The following is a 19,155-nucleotide window of genomic DNA, read 5'->3' as shown; positions in this document are numbered from 1 at the left end:
CGTGAGGCAGTTGAAAGGGAACCTATGCAAGTGAAGACCTCTTATTCCGGGGCGCAGATCGCGCTGCACTGGCTGATTGCCGTGCTCATTCTTGCCAACTATCTCCTGTCGGAAGAAATGGGCGACACGTTCGACCGCATGCTCGAAGGCGAGGGCGGTGGCACCCTTGGCTCGGCTTTTCATGTCTGGGCTGGGGTGGCGGTCCTGATCCTCAGCGCGATCAGGGTTGTCGTGCGGCTCCGCACCGGGGCACCGGAAAGCGCGGGTGCGGGGTTGATGGACGTCGCCGCCCGCTGGGCGCACCGGCTTCTCTATGTACTAATGCTGCTCGTGCCCGGCCTCGGTGCCTACAGCTGGTTCGCGGGGGCCGAAAGCACCGCCGACCTGCACGAGCTGACGGCGAACCTCTTGATGGCGGTCGCGGGCCTGCATGCGCTTGCCGCGCTCTATCACCAATATGTGCTGAAAGACGGGCTCTTGATGCGGATGCTGCGCCCGAACTGAAGTCACGGCAAAGAAAAGGCGCGGCCCCTGAAAGGGTCGCGCCTTCGTCTGTCCGTCGGTTCGTCTCAGGCCTTGATCAGGCCCATGCTCTCGAGCTTCAGGATTACCTGATGGGCGCAATTGTCGACGTCGACATTTTCCGTCTCGACGCGCAGTTCGGGGTTTTCAGGCACCTCGTAAGGGTCAGAAATGCCGGTGAACTCCTTGATCTTGCCCTCGCGCGCAAGCTTGTAGAGCCCCTTGCGGTCGCGACGTTCGCATTCCTCGACCGAGGTCGCGACATGGACCTCGATGAAGGCGCCGAAGGCCTCGATCATCTCGCGCACCGCGCGGCGGGTCGCCGCGTAGGGCGCGATCGGCGCACAGATGGCGATACCGCCGTTCTTGGTGATCTCGGACGCAACATAGCCGATGCGCTTGATGTTGATGTCGCGGTGTTCCTTCGAGAAGCCAAGCTCTGACGACAGGTGTTTGCGCACTACATCGCCGTCAAGAAGCGTCACGGGACGGCCGCCCATTTCCATCAGCTTGACCATAAGCGCGTTGGCGATGGTGGACTTGCCCGAGCCGGAGAGGCCGGTGAAGAAGACGGTGAAGCCTTGCTTCGCGCGCGGCGGCGAGGTGCGGCGCAGTTCCTTCACCACTTCGGGGAAAGAGAACCATTCGGGGATTTCCAGCCCCTCGCGCAGGCGGCGCCGCAGTTCGGTGCCGGAGATGTCGAGGACGGTCGAGCCTTCAGGCACCTCGTCCACGGGGTAGTATTGTGCCTTTTCCTGCACATAGACCATCTGCTTGAAGTCAACCATCTCGATGCCGATTTCCGCCTCATGTTGGCGCACCAGCTCCTGCGCGGCATAGGGATCGTAGAAATCCTTGCCCTGGCTGTTCTTGCCGGGGCCCGCATGGTCGCGGCCGACGATGAAATGCGTGAGGCCATGGTTCTTGCGGATGATCGCGTGCCACAGCGCCTCGCGCGGGCCGCCCATGCGCATCGCAAGGTTCAGAAGGCTCATGTGCGTGGTCGAGGCCGGGTACTGGCCCAGCACCGCCTCATAGCAGCGCACGCGGGTGAAATGATCGACGTCACCCGGCTTGGTCATGCCGACGACCGGATGGATCAGAAGGTTGGCCTGCGCTTCCTTCGCCGCACGGAAGGTCAGTTCCTGGTGCGCACGGTGCAGGGGATTGCGGGTCTGGAAGGCGACGACGCGCGTCCAGCCCAGCTTGCGGAAGTAGGCGCGCAGTTCGTTCGGCGTGTCGCGGCGCGCCTTGAAATCATAGTGAACCGGCTGCTGGATGCCGGTGATCGGCCCGCCCAGATAGACGTTGCCCGCCTTGTGGTGCAGATAGTTCACCGCCGGATGGGCGATATCGTCGGCGCCAAACACCTTCTCGGCCTCGCGCGCCTTGTTCGGCACCCATTTGTCGGTGACCGACAGGATGGCAAGGATCACGCCTTCCTGGTCGCGCAGCGCGATATCCTGGCCGGGCTCGATCCCTTCGGCGAATTTTTCATTCACGTCGAGCGTCACCGGCATCGGCCAGAGCGCGCCGTCGGTGGTGCGCATCGTCTCGACCACGCTGTCGTAGTCGGCTTCGGTCAGGAAGCCCTTCAGCGGATGGAAGCCGCCATTCATCAGAAGCTCAAGATCGCAGATCTGGCGGGGCGTCAGATCCCACGAGGGCAGGCTGCCCGCCTCGTGCTTCAGCTTCAGCGCGGAATCGTGGGAGACATAGAGCTCCGGGATCGGAGCATGGTTCGCGGGTGCCATGGAATGGGCCTTCTGCAAGCGGAAAGACAGTGAATTTGGCGGCGGCATAGACCCGAAAAGCCGGGTGGTTCAAGGGAAATAGGCCGATTTCACACGAAAAGGGCGGAAATGCCGCGCTGCGGCGGAGGAATGGGAGAGATTCCCGGACAAAGGCGCCGGTGCTGAACGAATGGCGGGTGCCCGTTGACCGACACCGAAGAGTTTTCGCGAAAACTCTTCGGAGGGGGCGGAAGGGGCTAGAAAAATCTTCCCATAGATTTTCTACCCGGCCGTCGCGAGCCAGCGTTCGGCGTCCAGAGCGGCCATGCAGCCCATGCCGGCCGAGGTCACCGCCTGGCGATAGACATGGTCGGTCAGGTCGCCCGCGGCGAAGACGCCCGGGATCGACGTGGCCGTGGAACCGGGCGTGACCTTCACATAACCGCCCGAGTGAAGATCCAGCTGGTCCTTCACCAGTTCCGACGCCGGCGCATGGCCGATCGCCACAAAGAAGCCCGCACAAGGAACGGTCCGCTCGGCCCCGGTGCCGGTGTCGCGGATGCGCACGCCGGTCACACCGAGCGGCGCCTCGTCGCCAAGGATCTCCTCGACCGTATGGTTCCAGATCACTTCGATCTTGGGGTTCTTGAACAGGCGGTCTTGCAGGATCTTTTCGGCGCGGAACGAGTCGCGGCGGTGGATCACCGTGACTTTCGAGGCGAAGTTCGTCAGGAACAGGGCTTCCTCGACGGCCGTATTGCCGCCGCCGATCACCACGACTTCCTTGCCGCGATAGAAAAAGCCGTCGCAGGTGGCGCAGGCCGAGACGCCGAACCCCTTGTACTTCTCCTCCGACGGCAGTCCGAGCCATTTTGCCTGCGCGCCGGTGGCAAGGATCACCGCATCCGCTGTGTAGGTCGCGCCGCCGTCGCCGGTCGCCGTGAAGGGTCGCTTCGACAGATCGAGCGCCGAGATATGGTCGGAAATGATCTCCGTTCCCATAGCGCTTGCATGCGCCTCCATCCGGACCATCAGGTCGGGACCCTGCACCTCGGTATCGCCCGGCCAGTTCTCGACCTCGGTGGTGATCGTCAGCTGGCCGCCCGGCTGGATGCCCTGAACGAGGATCGGATTGAGCATCGCGCGCGAGGCATAGACCCCGGCGGTATAGCCTGCCGGGCCGGAGCCGATGATCAGAACCTTCGTATGCCGTGTCTCGCTCATCGCCGCCTCTTCACTTTCCTTCCACGCGGATATAATCAGCCACCCGGCTCGGGGAAAGGGGGCATGTCCACCGCCCACGCTGCTGAAAATCGCCGATACGCGAAATAATATTGCGCATTACCGCCCTCGGCGGTAAGTTCCGCAAAATTTTTGAAGGAGACGTTCAATGGCCGGCCACAAGCTCGACGAGATCGACCGCAAGATCCTGTCGGAACTGCAGGCCGATGGCCGGATGACGAATGTCGAACTGGCAAGCCGCGTGGGGATTTCCGCGCCGCCCTGCCTGCGCCGGGTGCGTACGCTGGAAGAGACCGGCTATATCCGCGGCTATCATGCCGATGTGAACCCGCGCGAACTTGGATTCGAGGTTCATGTCTTTGCCATGGTGAGCCTGAAGTCGCAGGCCGAGAGCGATCTGTCTGCCTTCGAGCAGCGCTGCCGCGACTGGCCGCTTGTGCGTGAATGCCACATGCTGAACGGCGAGATCGATTTCATCCTGAAATGCGTGGCGCCGGATCTGTCGTCCTTCCAGCACTTCCTGACCGGAGAGCTGACGGCGGCCGACAATGTCGCGTCGGTCAAGACCTCGCTCGTGATCCGCTGTGCCAAGGACCAGCCGGGCGTGCCCTTTGATGTGCTTGAGGCGCGGATCGCGCGCGCGGGCTGATCAGGTCCCACACGACGATCCACGCCTCAAGCGGCCTCCACAGCCGTCTGGCGAAGTTCCTTCCGCACCCAGGAAAATCCGCCCGGCCCGGAGACAGGCAGTCTGTCAGGCGGCGATAAGGTCTGCCGCTTCGTCCGCGCTCAGGCGCGCATGCGCCATCGGGCCGAACCCGCCCCAGCCACTGAGCTGCGGGAAGAGCGCGAGGAACAGCTGACCAAGCTGCGGGTCGAAGCGCTCGGACGGGTTCTTGCCGGGATGGAAGCTTTCGACCTCGATCCCCGCGCAGCGCAGCGATCCATGGTTTTCCAGAACGACGTGATGGACCGTCACCGGCGCGACCGGCGTCACCTCAATCACCGACAGGCCGTCGATAAGGCCGCGCGCCGGGCAATAGGCGGCGGCATGACCGGCCGCACGTGTCCGGGCATTGCGCATCAGAAGGCGGGCATCTGGGCCAAGCAGGATATCGGGCATCGGCTTGCCGCCGCCGAACGCGTCGGCGGTGATCCGGGTCATGGTGGTAGTGGCGATGCCGGGGATCATGTTCGGCGGGAAAAGCATCATCGAACCGATCCAGGTCACCGTCTCGGTCCGGCCTTCGCCGGTCACGACCTGCATGCCGGGCAGAAGGTCTTCAATCGCGACCGGACCTTCGGCGGTATCGATCACCGTGCCACGGGCGAGGGCAGAGAATGCCTCTTCGAACTCGGGCAGCGCCGGTGCGGTGCGGCTTTCTCCATCGACCTGACCGTCTGCGCCGAGCCATTGCACCTCATAGCGGCGCATCTTGAAGGTGGGGCGCGGCGGACGCGGGGCGGGCTTTGCACCACGCGGCAGGAAGAGGTCGGTCGTTCTGGATGGGGATGACAGGGCAGGCATGGCCGAAGCCACGCTCGGGGCGGAATGCATCATCTCAAAAAACCTTCCGGTTCAAACTTCAAAAACAAACGGCGAAAAGGCCGTCACAAATCATGCGCCCGAAAATTGGGTGCGCTCCTGTTTTGCGCTCACTTCGACTGCTTGTCAAATTTTACGCGAACTTTGCCGAAAGCAGCCGCCAATCGCAGGTGACGCACCAAGATTGCCGCGGCGTCAATGAACAATGGCTGTGATAATGCGGCGAAAACTCGATTCGATTGCGAAGGGGCGTCAGAGCCGGATGGCTGCGATCAGCCTGCCGTAATCGGCCTCGTGCCGATGGACCGAACGGCGGAAGGAAAAGAAGCGCTCTGGGTCTGAATAGGTGCAATGACCGGTCCAGTGTGCCTGCCCGACACCCGCCTTGCGTAGGCGGAACAGGCCGAAGGACGGAAGGTCGAACTGCAGCCTGTCGCCTTGGCCTTGCGCGAAAAAACGGTCGTAGGAGGCGTCTTCGACCAGAAAGCTCTCCATGAATTCCGGGCCGACTTCGTAGGCGCGCTGGCTAATTGTCGGGCCGATCACGGCGGCGATCCGGTTTGCCCGGGCGCCGAGCCGTTCCATCTCGCGGACCGTGTTTTCCAGGACACCGCTCAGCGCACCTCGCCAGCCCGCATGCGCCGCCCCGATCACGCCCGCGTCCGGGTCGGCAAGAAGCACCGGCTGGCAGTCGGCGGTCAGGACCGACAGCGCGAGGCCCGGGCGATCGGTCACCATCGCATCGGCGCGCGGCGCCTTGTCGAACGGCGCCGATACCGTCACCACATCGGCGGAATGCACCTGATGGACGCCGACGAGCGCCGCGACCGGAACCGACAGGTGGGTTGCCACCCGTTCGCGGTTCATCATCACCGCCTCGGACTGGTCGGAAGAGCCGAGCCCGCAGTTAAGACCGTGGAAGATGCCCGACGAGGCGCCGCCCTTGCGGGTGAAGAAACCGTGTGTCAGGGGCTCCAGCGCCGGATCGGTCAGACAGTCGAGCGTTGTGGCCATCAGATGGGGTCCAGTCCCGGCGGTGGTGGTGCACCTGCAGGATGACAGGCGATCACCTTGAACAACTCACCCATTTCCGAGGTATCGGTCAAGCGCCGATAGGCGGCAAGATGGCTGTCTAGCGCGGCGCCCTGCAGCTGCGCAGCCAGCCGCTCTGCCCGGGCGCCGATGCCGAGCCGTTCCAGAAACAAGCCCTGCGACACCATCCGGCTTGGCCGGGCACCCGGGCGGGTGAAGGCAAGACTCAGCGCCTCGAAATCCACATGCGCGGTCAGATCGGCCTCGCCCGGCGCGGCGAAAGGATCGGTCGGGCGATGATCCTTCAGCGCCTGGAGCGTATCGCCGAGCGAATGCCAGCCGCCATAGTCTATAACCAGCGCCGCGCCGCCATTCGTGGCGATGCGCCGAGCGATCTCTTCCGAGATCGGGGCAAGTGCAGGGCACAGTTCGACCAGATCGCCGGGGCGCGTGTCCGCAAGGCGGGCGGCCAGCGACCCGTAGGGCGTCGCAGGTCCGAGGCCCAGCGTCAGAAGCCCGTCCTTCAGCCCTACCATTCGTTCGGACCATCCCGCGTCGGCGCGAACGAACTGCCGGATCGGCAGCGCGTCGAAGAACTCGTTGGCGACGAGGAAAAGCGGCCCATCAGCCAGATCGTCCAGCCGGTCCAGCCATTGCACCTTGTGGCCTTGCAGCCGCTCTTTCTGGACGGCGCGCAATTTGGGTGACGCCTCGACCAGGGCGACCTCGATCTGCCCGTGAAGCCCCGGCACTGACCCCAGTGCGCGCAGCATATCGGCCATCAGCGTGCCGCGCCCTGGGCCAAGTTCGACCAGGCGAAAGGGCAGGGGGCGGACCTGATCCATCCAGGCCTGCGCAAGGCAGAGGCCGAGAAGTTCGCCGAACATCTGGCTGATCTCGGGTGCCGTAGTGAAATCACCCTGCGACCCGAACGGGTCACGGGTGGCGTAATAGCCGTGGACCGGATGCATGAGGCAGTCGGCCATATAGTCGGCGAGGCTGATGGGCCCCTCCGCCGCAATACGGGTCGCGATGAGGCGGCCGAGCGGCGTCATCGCTCGGCTTTTCCTGGTGTCCGTGCCCGGGCAAGGAACCAGAGCCCGGCAGCCACCATCGGCAGGCTGAGGAGCTGGCCCATCGACAGACCGACACTTGCGGTGCCGATCACATGGCCAAGCGGATTGTCCGGGCTGATGAACTGCCCGTCGGCCTGCCTCACGAATTCGACCGCGAAGCGGGAAAGCCCGTATCCCAGCAGGAAGGTGCCGGTGATCAGGCCGGGGCGTTTCAGCGCGCCGCGCCGGAACAGCCAGAAGAGGGCTGCGCCCAGAAGAAGCCCTTCAAGACCGGCCTCGTAAAGCTGGCTTGGATGCCGCGCGCACAGGCCGGCGACGATACCGGGGCAGTCCTGCGCCTCCTCTCCCGGAAAGATCACGCCCCAGGGCAGATCCGTTGGCCGCCCCCAAAGCTCGGCATTCACGAAGTTCGCGAGCCGCCCGAGGAACAGCCCGATCGGCGCCACGAGCGCCATCGCGTCGGACAGAAGCATCGGGCGGACCCCGTTCTTCCAGCAAAAGAAAAACCCTGCCGCGATCACGCCCAGAAAGCCGCCGTGGAAGGACATGCCGCCCTCCCAGACCCGGAGAATCTCGCCCGGATTGGCGAGGTAATAGTCGCGCTGATAGAAGAAGACATAGCCAAGCCTGCCGCCGAGGACGACGCCAAGGACGATGAGCGTCAGCAGGTCCTCGACCTTGCCTGGTTCCATCGGCGCCCGCTCGCCGGGCCAGAGCGCCGGTCGCCGCATGAGTGCCTGGATCAGCTTCCAGCCCGCGACGAGACCTGCGAGATAGGCCAACGCATACCAGCGCAGTGCAAAGCTGAAACCGCCGATGTCGATCGAGAAGATCTCGCTCGACAGATCCGGAAATGCGATGACCGCCTGCATCATGCCCTCTTTTTGTCCGTCAGAGCCCGCGGGCGCGACATTGTCAACCTTGAGCTTGGCCAGTCTTGAGCTTCCGGGGCCTTCAGCCCATATAGTCACCAAGTTGCCCGAGAAGGAGGCTCCGCCATGGAAGGCCCGAACAAGTTCATCGACGATCTGTCGAAACTGATGACCAATGCGATGGGCGTGGCCCAGGGCGCCAAGACCGAGGCCGAGACGGCGATGAAGGGCTGGATCGACCGCTGGCTCGCCGACCGCAATTTCGTGACGCGCGAGGAGTTTGACGCCGTCCGCGCCATGGCCCAGAAGGCCCGCGAGGAAAACGAGGCACTTGCCGCGCGGATCGAGGCGCTCGAAGGCGCAAAGAAGAAGACCAAAGGCTGACGGCGCGCGCCGGGACCGCCTTCGGCCCCGGCCCGGGCGATGATCGGTGCAAAATCCGTTCGGCGCGCAAGACAGAGGGAAAGAGAACGTGGGTGGCGATGTGCGTCTTGGGCTTCCTGACGGCCTCGCTATCCTTATCAATCTCACTTCTGCCAGCGATCGGCGCGCTTTCCAGGAACAACAGCTCAACAGGCTGTCGATCCCCTTCGTGGTCTTGCCCGCCACCACCGCCGCAGACATCGTCCCGTCCGAACTCTCTCGATTTCGAAACGCATGGGCGCGGCCTCTACGCGCAACCGAGATCGCCTGTACCCTCTCTCACCGCCGCGCCTGGGCAGAGGTCGTCGCGGGCGGAAGGCCGCGTCTGATCCTCGAAGATGATGCGGTGCTGTCCCCGTCGCTGCCTGCGCTGCTCGCGGAACTGATCGACCGCCCGGCGACAGAATATGTGACGCTCGAGACCTATGTGCACCCCAAACTCCTGTCGCGAAAGAAGGAACCGCTTGGTGCGGAAGGTTTCGCCATCTCGCGCCTCTATCGCGACCGGGGCGGCGCGGCTGCCTATCTGCTCTGGCCAGACGGGGCGCGCCGGCTTCTGGCCGCGACCAAGACCGTTCTGCCGCTTGCCGACGCGGCGATCGACCTCGCTCCCGGCCTTGTCCGCCATCAGATTGAACCCGCGGCGGCCCGGCAGGCCCAGTTCTTGCCCGCGCCGGCCGTCCCGTTCGACCGGATGGGCACATCGATCATCTTTACTGAGCCGATGCCCGGTCGCGGGTCGGGTGTAGCTTGGCTTCGCTTCCGGCTGCGCCGCCTGCGCATGTCGCTCGGGCTTCTGCTTCGCCGCCTGCGCGCATCGGACGCGGTGCTGCGGCAGGTGCATCCGGCGGCCGACATCGGCTGGCCGCGCGACTAGCGCGGCAGTCGCCAGTGCCAGGAACGCCGCGTGTCACGAAGCGACTTTTCTCCAGGCTGGCCTTGCCTATAGTGGCGCCATGTCGCTCACGCTCTATTCCGCTCACTATGGCGCGAAAGAACCGCTAAACCGAGAGGTCTTCGGACCCTTTGCCCATGTGCGGCGTGTTCTTTTCACCGACCAGAGTGAGGTCGACTTCCCCGGGGTCGAGATCGTGCATGATCCGCTCGACGGGCTTGACCCCGCGCGCGCCTCGCGGCGGGCAAAGCTGATGCCGCATCGTTATCTGGACGGGGACTGGTCGCTCTGGCTCGACAACAAGTCCAGGCTTAAGCGCGATCCGTTCGAAATTCTCGACATTGCTACGTCTGGCAAATCGGCGGCTTTCTTCGCATTCCCGCATTTCCGCCGCGATTGCGTCTATCATGAACTGCAGACCTGCTGGGAGAACGGACTGGACGATTTTCGCACGCTCAAAGAGCGCCAGCGCACCTACCGAGCCGAGGGAATGCCCACGCATTCCGGCCTGATCGAGGGCCATTTCATCCTGCGCCGCCATCAGGATCCGGCGGTCGCCCATTTCGGCGAGCGCTGGTTCGAACATGTGCTGCGCTATTCGCGGCGCGACCAGATTTCTTTTCCCTATCTTGTCTGGAAACTTGACCTGCGCTTTGAGTTCATCCGAACTCTCGACTGGAGAGAGACGGTAGAGCACGATTTCCTCGACCGGGCGCACCGCGTGCCGGATTTCCCGCGCAAGCATCGCGCCTATCAGGCGGCGCGGCGGTTTTATCACGCGCTCAAGGGGCGCTGACGCGCCGCTCATCGCGCACCGGGCGCGCGCTCTTCGCTGTGTCCGCGAGGCGGAGAGCGAGGACACCTGTCAGGGGGGGGCGAGCGGCCCGGCCGGGCCTGAGTCTTTGCCGCCACAGATCGACCGCCCAAATATGGTGCGCCGAAAAAGCCCCTACCCATCCTTTTGGTGCGACCCTATAGTCCTTGCGGGCAAAGGGCTTTCGGGGAGATATCCATGCGCTGTCCGTTTTGCGGCAATGTCGATACGCAGGTGAAGGACAGTCGTCCGGCTGAAGACCATGTCTCGATCCGGCGGCGGCGCTTCTGCGCGGCATGCGGCGGACGGTTTACGACATACGAGCGAGTGCAGCTCCGCGATCTCGTGGTGATCAAGTCGTCCGGGCGACGCGAGGATTTCGACCGCTCGAAGCTCGAACGTTCGATCCGCATCGCGATGCAGAAACGTCCGATCGAACCCGAACGGATCGACCAGATGATTTCCGGCATCGTGCGCCGCCTTGAAAGCCTGGGCGAGACCGACATTCCCTCGAAGACCATCGGCGAGATCGTGATGGAAACGCTCGCGCGGATCGATACGGTCGCCTATGTGCGCTTCGCCAGCGTCTACAAAAATTTCCAGGCCGCCGACGATTTCGACAAGTTCGTCTCCGAACTGCGCCCGACGGCCGGCGCCGACGAGTGAACGGCGCGGACGACCGCGCCTTCATGGCCCAGGCAATCGCCCTGGGCGCGCGCGGACTTGGCCGGGTGTGGCCCAATCCGGCGGTCGGCTGCGTGATCGTGAAGGCAGGCCGGATCGTCGGCCGCGGCTGGACGGCGGATGGCGGGCGGCCCCATGCCGAGCCGCAGGCGCTTGCCCAGGCGGGCGCGCTGGCGCGTGGAGCGACCGCCTATGTGAGCCTTGAACCCTGCGCCCACCATGGTAAGACCCCGCCCTGCGCGGAAGCCCTGATCGCGGCGGGCGTGGCGCGTGTCGTTACCGCGCTTCAGGATCCGGATCCGCGGGTTGCGGGCGGGGGGCATGCGCTGCTAAGCGATGCCGGGATCGCGGTGGATACCGGCCTCATGGAAGACGAGGCGCGGTCGGTCCAGAAGGGCTTCCTCTGCCGGATCGGGCTCGGGCGACCAATGCTGACCCTGAAGCTTGCCACAAGCCTTGACGGCCGGATTGCCACTTCCTCGGGCGAAAGCCGCTGGATCACCGGGCCAGAGGCGCGGCGGCGGACCCATCTGATGCGGGCGCGCCATGACGCCATCCTGATCGGGGCGGGGACCGCGCGTGCGGATGATCCGGTCCTGACCGTGCGCGGGATTGGCGCCAGCCGTCAGCCTGTGAGGATCGTCGCGGCGCGCAGGCTCGACCTGCCGCGCGATGGGCAGTTGGCCAGATCGGCGGCAGAGGTTCCGCTCTGGCTTCTGCATGGCCCGGACGCACCCCACGTAGCGCGAGACCAATGGACCGCTCTCGGCGCGCGGCTGATCGAGGTGCCGCAGTCCGAAGGTGGTCTCGACATGACTGCGGCCTTTCAGGCGCTTGGCGCGCTTGGGCTGACCCGGGTCTTCTGCGAAGGCGGCGGGGCGCTGGCGGCGGCGCTTATCGGCGCCGGACTGGCTGACGAGCTGGCGATGTTCACCGCCGGTCTTGCCCTTGGCGGCGACGCCCGCCCCGGGGTCGGCGCGCTGGGCCTCACCGCGCTGGCTGACGCCGGGCGTTACCGGCTGGAGGAACTGTGCCCGGTCGGTGGCGATGTGCTGAGCCGCTGGTCGCGCGTCTGAACCTACCCGTCAGCGCCAGAGCCGGGACCGGCTCGCCAGAAGCCCCTGCAGCTTCGACAGGAACCGGTAGCCCGCGCCCGGTCGGGGAACCTCGCCCTTTGCCAGACGGTCCACGATCACCTCGGCGGGGCAGGGCAGGCCGGTCACCGGGTCGCGGTAGCGCGGATAGGCGATCAGTGCCGCGTGAACAAGCTTTTCAAGCGTCGGTCGTGCCTTGCGGTGCGGGACCGCTGGCCCAAGGTCGCGCGTGAGGCCCCAGCCCGCATAGAAGGGCGCGCCAAGGCAGGTGACGGGCTTGCCCCGCATCATCGCCTCGAAGCCGAGCGTCGAGGTGATCGTCCAGACCTCGTCCACCTCGAGGAGAAGCGCCGCCGGATCGGCGGCGTGCACGAGGAGAGCCCCGCGTGCGGTCAGGTCCGCCGGGGGGAACAGGCCGGGCCGGAGGCCCGCCTCGACATCCGGGTGGGGTTTGTAGACGATCACCGCTCCGGGGTTTTCGGCCTGCGCGCGGTCCAGAAGCCCAAGGTTCGTCTTCACCTCGCCCGCGCCAAGCCGGACCGAGGCATCATCCTCGACCTGACCCACGACCAGAATGCGCCGCCCCGCGGGCAAGGGCGGCAGTGCGCCGCCGATATTGTATTTGCTCAGCCCCGCCCGGGTGATGGCGGCGATCAACCTGCGGGCGCGGTCTTCCTCGCCGGCAAGGGCGGGTGCCGCGATCAGCCGGTCGAGATCGCTTTCCTGCGATGGATCGTAATAGATGCCCCGCCCGTCGGCGATCAGCGACAAGGGCGGCACCAGATCCGCGCCGAGCCCGCGCGAGCGCAGAAGCCCGTCCTCGACCCGCCGGATGACGGGCGTTCCGTCCAGGGTATGCGTATCCGGGCCGGTGGTTCCCCATGCCAGCAACCTGCGGCCGCTGGACCGCGCCGCCTCGACCGCCTGCGCGCCTTCGCGGAACAGAACGGGCTTTTCCCGCCCGTAGAATTTCTGCAGATGCGCCCGCTTCCAAAGCCGCATGCCGGTCGCGACATAGCCCACGCGATCCTCGCGGAAGGCCCGGACCTCGGCTTCCAGCTGACCCAGCATCTCTTCGAAACTGCACAGGCGGTCGCGGCAGGGGTCGTACCAGACGGGATAGAGGATCATTGCGGCAGCGAAAAGCTGGGCGCGGGTCAGTTTCCGTTGCCGCCGCCACACCGGCTGGCGGTCGTCGGTCAGGCCCCAGCCTGCATAGAAGGGCTGGCCCAAGACATGGGGCTTGTGGCCCGCGAGGATCGCCTCGAACCCCATCTGGGAAGAAACGGTATAGACCGCGACCGCGCCTTCGAAGAGCGCCTGCGGCGTCAGCGCCGGGTCGGCAAACTCAATCGGCCCCATCGAACGGTCCTCGGGCCCGAAGTGGCCCGGCCGGTGGCCCGCACCGGTTTCGGGATGGCTGCGGATCAGGATCGGGCGCCCGGGATGTTCGTCCATCGCGACGAACAGCATTTCGCGGAAAGTGGCTGCCGTCGCCCCGCCATGGGTGATCGAGGCATCGCCCTTCGTCTGGTCGATCACCAGCACATAGCCGGGCGCGGGTGGCGGCGTGGTGGGGTCGGCGAGATTGTATTTGGACAGATGCCCCGCCGCGATCCGTGCCATCCCGGCGCGGGCGCGGCCGAGAAGGTGACTGTCGTCGAGCGGGTGGGTCGCAAGCAGCACTTCCAGATCGGAGGGAACATCAGCGGCGAAATGGACTCCGCGTTCATCCAGAAGAAGCCCGATCGGAGCTGCACCGTCGCGACCGAGCTTGACCGAGCGCAGGAATGGGTCTTCGACCCTGAGGACAGGCCGGTCAAACGCTCCCGCCACCACCTCGCCGCGCGGGGAGGTCGGGCTCTTGCCCCAGACGCCCACATGATCGTCGGCGCGCAAGGGCGCCCCGAGCCGCACATCCCAGGCCTTCAGCGCCAGAATGCGGCGAATGCGCGTCTGGGTCAGGAAGCCGCCGCTATAGACGAAAAGCCGCCGGGCGCTATCACGATCGGCGGCGTCGGGCGTTGGAGCGCCGCTCAATTGCCGGACTCAATTGCCTTGGGCGAGCGAGTTGACCGAGCTGGCGGAACTTGCAGTGCCGGTCAGCACAGCCAGCGTCTTCTGCCACTGAACATAGGGCGCCTCGGTCACATAGAGCGTGTCGCCGTCACGGATCAGGAAGTCGCGGGCGTTGAACAGCCCGTCCGGCTCGGTCAGGTTCAAGACATAGGCTACCCGCTGCGGACCCTTAAGGTCGTTCCGGCCCAGAACGGCGCGGGCGATAGCCTCGCTCTCGTCCCGCAGGACGAACACGCCCTTGGGATCGGCGAAATTGGTCGAGAGGCCGCCGACCTGTGCCAGCGCCTCGATGGCGGTCAGGGTCGGGGTCTCGAACTGCACCCGGCTTTGTGCACCGGTAGCGCCCATGGCCGTGAAGGACCGGGGGTCAGCTTCTACCAGAATGACGTCGCCGGGCCGCAGCGCGATATCCATCGCGGGGTTTTCGTAAATGTCGACAAGGCGCGCCTTGCCCGAGGATTTGCCGCGCGTCACCGTTACCTGCGCCGCCTGCGGATCGACCGCCACGCCGCCCGCCCGTGCGATCATCGCCGACAAGGACCGTGTGGGCCGTTCGATCGGGTAGACTCCCTGGCCGCCAATGTCGCCGATGACCGAAACCGTCGCGCCGTCACCGGCAAGCCGCGTCACCTCGACCTGCGGGTCGGGGGTCTGTTCGGCGAGTTTCTCGGTGATGATGCGCCGCAGCTCCTCGACCGAATTGCCCGAGGCTTTCACCCGGCCCGCATAGGGCACGAAAATGAAGCCTTGGCCATCGACCTGAATTTCCTGCAAGGGCGTGGCACTTGCCCCGGCCTTTGCCAGAAGCCCGTTTTCCACATTCTCCCAGATGGTCACGCCGAGCTTGTCACCGGGGCGCACTTCGTCTGAGCCGACGAGTCCTGCATGACGGAAGGCCGCCGGAAAACCGATGGGCGCCTCTTCGCCGGTCAGGCGGGCGACGCGGGCGTCAACGGGAATGATGAAGGAATTGCCATTCTGTTCGACACTGCCTGCAAGAATCTCTTTCTTGTTCGGCCCGGAACGCGGCAGACCACAGGCAGCGACCAGCGCCACCATGGAAACAAGAACCAGACTACGTGTCCGGCGTTTGCCAGATTGGATCACTCTTCGGTTTCCGTATTTTATCCTGCCTCTTTGGGCGCGATGCTAGCGGCTGTCGCGGCAAAAAAACAGCCCCGTCAGCTCACCACCCGGATGTGTTGCCGCTCTGCCGCGTCGGCCTGCAGAAGCGTGACGTAAGGATCGTGGGGGGCAAGCATCATGTCTACCACACGTCGTAGAGCCCGACGGCGGCCGCGGGAGGAATAAAAGCCGCCCGGGATTTGCGAGGTTTCCAGGAGGAACTGCCGGTAGTCGGAGTAAGCGCGCGAGTCGGGGCGGGACGGCGTTGCGAAAAAATCGGCGAGCGGTTGGGGCGACACGAATTCCGGCTTGTCATAGACCGCGCGACCGAGAAGCTTCACCGGCAGACCCCGCCACAGGGCCTGCTGTGCGGCGGTCGAATTGACTGTCACCGCGCTTGCCGCCTCGCGCAGAAGCTGGGCAAGCTTGCCACCGGTCACGAAATGGACGCGCGTCGATAACCCACGCGCCGCGGCCCCCTCGCGGATCAGCCGCGCGAGTGGCACCCGCCCGTCTTCCAGCGGATGGGCCTTGAAGACCAGATGGTGATGCGCCGCTGCCCCCCGCGCGAAAGCGTCAAGGCAGAGCGTCACGAAATCAGCCATCGAGGCGAAGTCGGAATGCGCCCGGAAACTCGCATCATGTTCAAGCTGAAGAAGGACCAGATGATAGGGAAAGCCGCTTCGCCTTATGCGCCACTCGGCCAGCCGCCGCCTGATCCGCACGAAGGGCATCGCAAGAAAACGCCTGAGATGCAACCGCGCCTCGCGGGTCACGTTGATTTCGCGGTGCGGCAGGTGGCCTGGATAGGCGTGGTTGAGCGTCAGGATCAGGAAATGGTAAAGCGCGCCGTAGAACATATGCTCACGCATGTCGCCCCAGCGGACCGGTGCAGCGGGATGCTCTGCGCCGGGCCGGGCAAGGGCGGCGCGCATCGTCGAAAGGTCAAGCTGCATCAGCCGCGAATTGCCGTTCGATCCGTCGCGTTCGTAAGTGATCCAATAGGGTCTGAGATAGCCCTCTTCGAATACATGGACCCGCAACCCGCGTTCCTTTGCCAATCGGATCGCCGTGGCGTGAATCGGTCGGCTGTCGCCATAAAGCACCAGATCGGTGATGCTCAGGTTTGCCAGCAGGCCGGTAAGGTGAGTCTCCCATTCATCGAACGGTGCCCGGAAGGCGACATAGTTCCGGCGGCGCCAGAAAAACTCATCGCCCCGGTTGAAACCCACGCGCCAGACCTCCGCGCCCGCCGCGCGCAAGAGATCGCCGAGCCGCGCGAAAAACGGCCCGTGCGGCCCCTGCAGCAACAGGAAGCGCCGGTCGGCGGCGGATGGCGGAGAGGGCGTGCGTCGGGTCATGCTGGTGGCAGCCTGTAGGGTCTTTCCGCTTTCGTCATTTCTGCCACCGCCCGAAACGCTTAGCCATGCCCTTGCGCCAAGGCGCTGCGCTCGCTAGGCAATCGGGAAAGGAGCCGCTCATGTTCACAGGTATAGTCACCGACATTGGCGAAGTCATGGCGCTTGAGCGTCGCGGCGATCTCTGGGCTCGGATCGGAACGCATTATCCGGCGGCGGGCATCGACATCGGCGCCTCTATCGCGTGCGACGGCTGCTGCCTGACGGTCATTGCCCGCGGGACAGAGGGTGGGCGCGACTGGTTCGACGTGCAGATCTCGGCCGAAAGCATCGCCAAGACCACCATCGGGTCAAACCGTAAGGGCTGGGCGGTCGGGCGGCGGCTGAACCTTGAACGCGCGCTGAAGGTGGGTGACGAGCTCGGCGGTCACATCGTGTCGGGCCACGTCGATGGCGTGGCCGAGATCGTCGGGATGGAAGACGAAGGGGAAAGCACCCGTTTCACCTTCCGCGCGCCTGAGGCTCTTGCAGGTTTCATTGCGCCCAAGGGCTCGGTAGCGCTGAACGGCACTTCCCTGACGGTGAACGAGGTGAGTGGCCGGGATTTCGGCGTCAACATCATCCCCCATACCAAGACGGTCACCACCTGGGGGACGGCAGGCATGGGCGATCCGGTGAATATCGAGATCGACACGCTTGCCCGCTACGTAGCACGGATGCGTGATTGGGCTAACGGCTGACTGGAGGTCACGGTGCCTCTGTCAGCTTTCCGTCGCGCTTCGTTTGTGGGCGCAGCGCCCTATTTTTGGGCAACAGGTCGCGCGGGATATCGCAATCGTGCGGTCCTTGCTTGAGCCCTTTCGCGGCGCCTGCAAATCTCCGCGTCATGATGGCGAACCTGATCGGACATAACGGCGGCCCGACGATGGAGGGCGGGGCAAGCTGGCGGGCGCATTGCTGGCGCGCGGCGCGGGCGCGGCTTTTGCCGGTGCTGCCGGTCGAGGTGGTTCGGCTTCGTGTCATGCGGGCAAAGGAGCTTGGGCTCGACTACAAGACCTATGCCGGGGTGCGCGCGACCACCGGGCGCGACCTTGTGGCCTTTCTCTTTTCATCGAATGCGCTCTCCCTGTCCGTGGCCAGGCCGGTCCTCGCACCCGAGCGGGCGGCAAAGCTCGCCGAGATCACCGCTTGCGGGCGGATTGCACTGGCCAACCCGCCGCTGACGCCCGAGGCGGTGCGGGAAGCGCTGCTGATGATCGATGCGGCCCACGCAGCGCCTGCGCTTCTGGCCGGGCACCGCGAGGTGCGGGCCATGCTGCGCGCGGCACTCGGGGCCCTTCCCGCCGACGGGGTGCTGCTCATCGGCGATCACGGGCTGGAACGCGACTGGTGCGCGGCGGCGCGGCTGGCAGCCTATTTGCCCGCCGACCGGTTCTTCGGCCCGGCCGCGGCGCGCTGACCTTCCGTCATGTCGGTCTCTAGTCGCCAAGCGCCGCCGCCGCCTCTGGCCTTTCGGGCGCGCATCGTCTATGCCCGCCGGTGACTTTCCCTGCCCCGGGCCGCCCATGACCGACGATCTGAAATCCGCGATTTCGCCCACCGAAGAGATCATCGAAGAGGCCCGGAACGGCCGGATGTTCGTGCTTGTCGATCACGAGGATCGCGAGAACGAAGGCGATCTGGTGATCCCCGCGCAGATGGCCACGCCCGAGGCGATCAATTTCATGGCCATGCATGGGCGTGGCCTCATCTGCCTGACGCTTCCGGCCGAACGTATCGAGACGCTGGGCCTGCCCCTGATGTCCACCAAGAATTCCTCGCGCCACGAGACGGCCTTCACCATCTCGATCGAGGCGCGCGAAGGGGTAACCACCGGCATTTCCGCCCATGACCGGGCGCGCACCGTTGCTGTCGCCATCGACCCTTCGAAGGGTGCCGCCGATATCGCGACGCCCGGGCATATCTTCCCGCTTCGCGCCCGCGACGGCGGCGTTCTGGTGCGCGCGGGCCATACCGAGGCGGCGACCGACGTCTCGCGCCTTGCGGGTCTGAATCCGGCGGGCGTGATCTGTGAGATCATGAACGAGGACGGCACCATGGCGAGGCTGCCGGAACTGGTGGCCTTCGCACAGCGGCATCGGCTGAAGATCGGCACGATTTCCGACCTGATCGCCTATCGCCTGCGCCACGACAGCCTGGTGCGCGAAATCGCCCAGCGGCAGGTCACCTCGATCCACGGCGGCGACTGGCATATGCGGGTCTTCACCGACGCCACTCAGGGCGCCGAACATATCGTGCTGACCAAGGGTGATATCGCCACGCCCGCGCCGGTCCTCGTCCGCATGCATTCCCTGAATCCGCTGGAGGATGTGCTCGGCCTGCATCCCTCGCACGCGGGCCAGATGCCCGCCGCCATGCGCGCGATCGCCGAAGCGGGCAGGGGCGCCGTGGTGATGCTGCGCGACACGCAGATGAAGCTCGCGCTTGACGAGGAGGCGACGCCCCACAAGCTCCGCCAATACGGGCTCGGCGCGCAGATCCTTGCCGCTCTCGGGCTGAACCGGATCGAGCTTCTGACCAATTCCGGAACGCCGAAGATCGTCGGTCTTGATGCTTATGGACTCGAGATCACCGGGACCCGCCCGATCGCGATGGAGTGA

The 19,155-nt window shown here is 65.3% G+C and carries 19 protein-coding genes; 10 read left to right on the top strand and 9 right to left on the bottom strand.

Annotated elements, in window-relative coordinates:
- Window positions 1–24: 24 nt before the first annotated feature.
- Window positions 25–504, top strand: a complete 480-nt coding sequence (locus OU426_RS04255) for a cytochrome b (RefSeq protein WP_267632604.1) — start codon at window positions 25–27, stop codon at window positions 502–504.
- Between the two features lie 65 nt (window positions 505–569).
- On the opposite strand, the gene OU426_RS04250 is transcribed toward OU426_RS04255, so the two are convergent.
- Together OU426_RS04250 and trxB are read right to left on the bottom strand one after the other, a co-directional pair.
- A complete protein-coding gene (locus OU426_RS04250) occupies window positions 570–2,276 on the bottom strand; it encodes a bifunctional sulfate adenylyltransferase/adenylylsulfate kinase (protein WP_267632602.1) in 1,707 nt (568 codons plus the stop codon).
- Window positions 2,277–2,537: 261 nt separating this feature from the next.
- Window positions 2,538–3,479 (bottom strand): thioredoxin-disulfide reductase, encoded by a 942-nt coding sequence (trxB, locus tag OU426_RS04245; protein WP_267632601.1) that lies wholly within the window; start codon window positions 3,477–3,479, stop codon window positions 2,538–2,540.
- A gap of 166 nt (window positions 3,480–3,645) precedes the next feature.
- Here trxB and OU426_RS04240 point away from each other — a divergent pair, with 166 nt between their 5' ends.
- The gene (locus OU426_RS04240) at window positions 3,646–4,146 is read left to right on the top strand and encodes an Lrp/AsnC family transcriptional regulator (RefSeq protein ID WP_267632600.1); all 501 of its coding nucleotides are present in this window, start codon (window positions 3,646–3,648) and stop codon (window positions 4,144–4,146) included.
- Window positions 4,147–4,251: 105 nt separating this feature from the next.
- On the opposite strand, the gene OU426_RS04235 is transcribed toward OU426_RS04240, so the two are convergent.
- The 4 genes from OU426_RS04235 to lgt all read right to left on the bottom strand — a co-directional run bounded on the left by OU426_RS04235 (window position 4,252) and on the right by lgt (window position 8,023).
- Entirely contained in the window at window positions 4,252–5,058 is an 807-nt protein-coding gene (locus OU426_RS04235) for a Hint domain-containing protein (RefSeq protein WP_267632598.1), read from the bottom strand.
- A gap of 237 nt (window positions 5,059–5,295) precedes the next feature.
- A complete protein-coding gene (gene pgeF, locus OU426_RS04230; protein WP_267632597.1) occupies window positions 5,296–6,057 on the bottom strand; it encodes a peptidoglycan editing factor PgeF in 762 nt (253 codons plus the stop codon).
- On the bottom strand, window positions 6,057–7,130 hold the full coding sequence (locus OU426_RS04225) for a class I SAM-dependent methyltransferase (protein WP_267632596.1): 1,074 nt from the start codon (window positions 7,128–7,130) through the stop codon (window positions 6,057–6,059). The genes pgeF and OU426_RS04225 overlap by 1 nt, the downstream gene beginning before the upstream one ends.
- Complete coding sequence (lgt, locus tag OU426_RS04220) at window positions 7,127–8,023, bottom strand: prolipoprotein diacylglyceryl transferase (protein ID WP_267632594.1); 897 nt, start codon at window positions 8,021–8,023, stop codon at window positions 7,127–7,129. The genes OU426_RS04225 and lgt overlap by 4 nt, the downstream gene beginning before the upstream one ends.
- A 126-nt stretch (window positions 8,024–8,149) precedes the next feature.
- On the opposite strand from lgt, the gene OU426_RS04215 reads away from it, so the two are divergent.
- From OU426_RS04215 to ribD, 5 genes are all read left to right on the top strand, one after another.
- Complete coding sequence (locus OU426_RS04215; protein ID WP_267632593.1) at window positions 8,150–8,407, top strand: accessory factor UbiK family protein; 258 nt, start codon at window positions 8,150–8,152, stop codon at window positions 8,405–8,407.
- An 88-nt stretch (window positions 8,408–8,495) separates the two neighbouring features.
- The gene (locus tag OU426_RS04210) at window positions 8,496–9,323 is read left to right on the top strand and encodes a glycosyltransferase family 25 protein (protein WP_267632592.1); all 828 of its coding nucleotides are present in this window, start codon (window positions 8,496–8,498) and stop codon (window positions 9,321–9,323) included.
- Between the two features lie 79 nt (window positions 9,324–9,402).
- Window positions 9,403–10,137 (top strand): glycosyltransferase domain-containing protein, encoded by a 735-nt coding sequence (locus OU426_RS04205; RefSeq protein WP_267632591.1) that lies wholly within the window; start codon window positions 9,403–9,405, stop codon window positions 10,135–10,137.
- 216 nt (window positions 10,138–10,353) lie between these two features.
- Window positions 10,354–10,821 carry a transcriptional regulator NrdR gene (nrdR, locus tag OU426_RS04200; RefSeq protein WP_267632590.1) on the top strand — a complete coding sequence of 156 codons (468 nt, stop codon included), beginning with the start codon at window positions 10,354–10,356 and terminating at the stop codon, window positions 10,819–10,821.
- Entirely contained in the window at window positions 10,818–11,915 is a 1,098-nt protein-coding gene (gene ribD / locus OU426_RS04195) for a bifunctional diaminohydroxyphosphoribosylaminopyrimidine deaminase/5-amino-6-(5-phosphoribosylamino)uracil reductase RibD (RefSeq protein ID WP_267632589.1), read from the top strand. The genes nrdR and ribD overlap by 4 nt, the downstream gene beginning before the upstream one ends.
- Window positions 11,916–11,924: 9 nt before the next feature.
- Here ribD and OU426_RS04190 read toward each other — a convergent pair whose 3' ends face one another.
- The 3 genes from OU426_RS04190 to OU426_RS04180 form a co-directional block, all read right to left on the bottom strand.
- Complete coding sequence (locus OU426_RS04190; RefSeq protein ID WP_267632588.1) at window positions 11,925–13,973, bottom strand: capsule polysaccharide biogenesis protein; 2,049 nt, start codon at window positions 13,971–13,973, stop codon at window positions 11,925–11,927.
- A 9-nt stretch (window positions 13,974–13,982) separates the two neighbouring features.
- On the bottom strand, window positions 13,983–15,071 hold the full coding sequence (locus OU426_RS04185; protein ID WP_267632911.1) for a polysaccharide biosynthesis/export family protein: 1,089 nt from the start codon (window positions 15,069–15,071) through the stop codon (window positions 13,983–13,985).
- A 122-nt stretch (window positions 15,072–15,193) separates the two neighbouring features.
- Window positions 15,194–16,498: a capsule polysaccharide biogenesis protein gene (locus OU426_RS04180; protein ID WP_267632587.1), complete on the bottom strand. Its 1,305-nt coding sequence runs from the start codon at window positions 16,496–16,498 to the stop codon at window positions 15,194–15,196.
- A gap of 119 nt (window positions 16,499–16,617) precedes the next feature.
- Here OU426_RS04180 and OU426_RS04175 point away from each other — a divergent pair, with 119 nt between their 5' ends.
- The 3 genes from OU426_RS04175 to ribB all read left to right on the top strand — a co-directional run bounded on the left by OU426_RS04175 (window position 16,618) and on the right by ribB (window position 19,155).
- Complete coding sequence (locus OU426_RS04175) at window positions 16,618–17,235, top strand: riboflavin synthase (protein WP_267632586.1); 618 nt, start codon at window positions 16,618–16,620, stop codon at window positions 17,233–17,235.
- 149 nt (window positions 17,236–17,384) lie between these two features.
- Complete coding sequence (locus OU426_RS04170) at window positions 17,385–17,954, top strand: hypothetical protein (protein ID WP_267632585.1); 570 nt, start codon at window positions 17,385–17,387, stop codon at window positions 17,952–17,954.
- Between the two features lie 106 nt (window positions 17,955–18,060).
- The gene (gene ribB / locus OU426_RS04165) at window positions 18,061–19,155 is read left to right on the top strand and encodes a 3,4-dihydroxy-2-butanone-4-phosphate synthase (protein WP_267632584.1); all 1,095 of its coding nucleotides are present in this window, start codon (window positions 18,061–18,063) and stop codon (window positions 19,153–19,155) included.

This window comes from Frigidibacter sp. RF13, assembly GCF_026626305.1.
GTDB lineage: Bacteria > Pseudomonadota > Alphaproteobacteria > Rhodobacterales > Rhodobacteraceae > TMP-24.
Note: the sequence above shows the minus strand (reverse complement) of the source record. Positions and strands in the feature narration are given on the sequence as shown.

Excerpts from the sequence above, each read along its gene's own strand:
- OU426_RS04255 (WP_267632604.1), top strand. The coding sequence starts at position 25 with ATGCAAGTGAAGACCTCTTATTCCGGGGCGCAGATCGCGCTGCACTGG.
- OU426_RS04250 (WP_267632602.1), bottom strand. The coding sequence starts at position 2,276 with ATGGCACCCGCGAACCATGCTCCGATCCCGGAGCTCTATGTCTCCCAC.
- trxB (WP_267632601.1), bottom strand. The coding sequence starts at position 3,479 with ATGAGCGAGACACGGCATACGAAGGTTCTGATCATCGGCTCCGGCCCG.
- OU426_RS04240 (WP_267632600.1), top strand. The coding sequence starts at position 3,646 with ATGGCCGGCCACAAGCTCGACGAGATCGACCGCAAGATCCTGTCGGAA.
- OU426_RS04235 (WP_267632598.1), bottom strand. The coding sequence starts at position 5,058 with ATGATGCATTCCGCCCCGAGCGTGGCTTCGGCCATGCCTGCCCTGTCA.
- pgeF (WP_267632597.1), bottom strand. The coding sequence starts at position 6,057 with ATGGCCACAACGCTCGACTGTCTGACCGATCCGGCGCTGGAGCCCCTG.
- OU426_RS04225 (WP_267632596.1), bottom strand. The coding sequence starts at position 7,130 with ATGACGCCGCTCGGCCGCCTCATCGCGACCCGTATTGCGGCGGAGGGG.
- lgt (WP_267632594.1), bottom strand. The coding sequence starts at position 8,023 with ATGCAGGCGGTCATCGCATTTCCGGATCTGTCGAGCGAGATCTTCTCG.
- OU426_RS04215 (WP_267632593.1), top strand. The coding sequence starts at position 8,150 with ATGGAAGGCCCGAACAAGTTCATCGACGATCTGTCGAAACTGATGACC.
- OU426_RS04205 (WP_267632591.1), top strand. The coding sequence starts at position 9,403 with ATGTCGCTCACGCTCTATTCCGCTCACTATGGCGCGAAAGAACCGCTA.
- nrdR (WP_267632590.1), top strand. The coding sequence starts at position 10,354 with ATGCGCTGTCCGTTTTGCGGCAATGTCGATACGCAGGTGAAGGACAGT.
- OU426_RS04185 (WP_267632911.1), bottom strand. The coding sequence starts at position 15,071 with ATGGTGGCGCTGGTCGCTGCCTGTGGTCTGCCGCGTTCCGGGCCGAAC.
- OU426_RS04180 (WP_267632587.1), bottom strand. The coding sequence starts at position 16,498 with ATGACCCGACGCACGCCCTCTCCGCCATCCGCCGCCGACCGGCGCTTC.
- OU426_RS04175 (WP_267632586.1), top strand. The coding sequence starts at position 16,618 with ATGTTCACAGGTATAGTCACCGACATTGGCGAAGTCATGGCGCTTGAG.
- OU426_RS04170 (WP_267632585.1), top strand. The coding sequence starts at position 17,385 with ATGGCGAACCTGATCGGACATAACGGCGGCCCGACGATGGAGGGCGGG.
- ribB (WP_267632584.1), top strand. The coding sequence starts at position 18,061 with ATGACCGACGATCTGAAATCCGCGATTTCGCCCACCGAAGAGATCATC.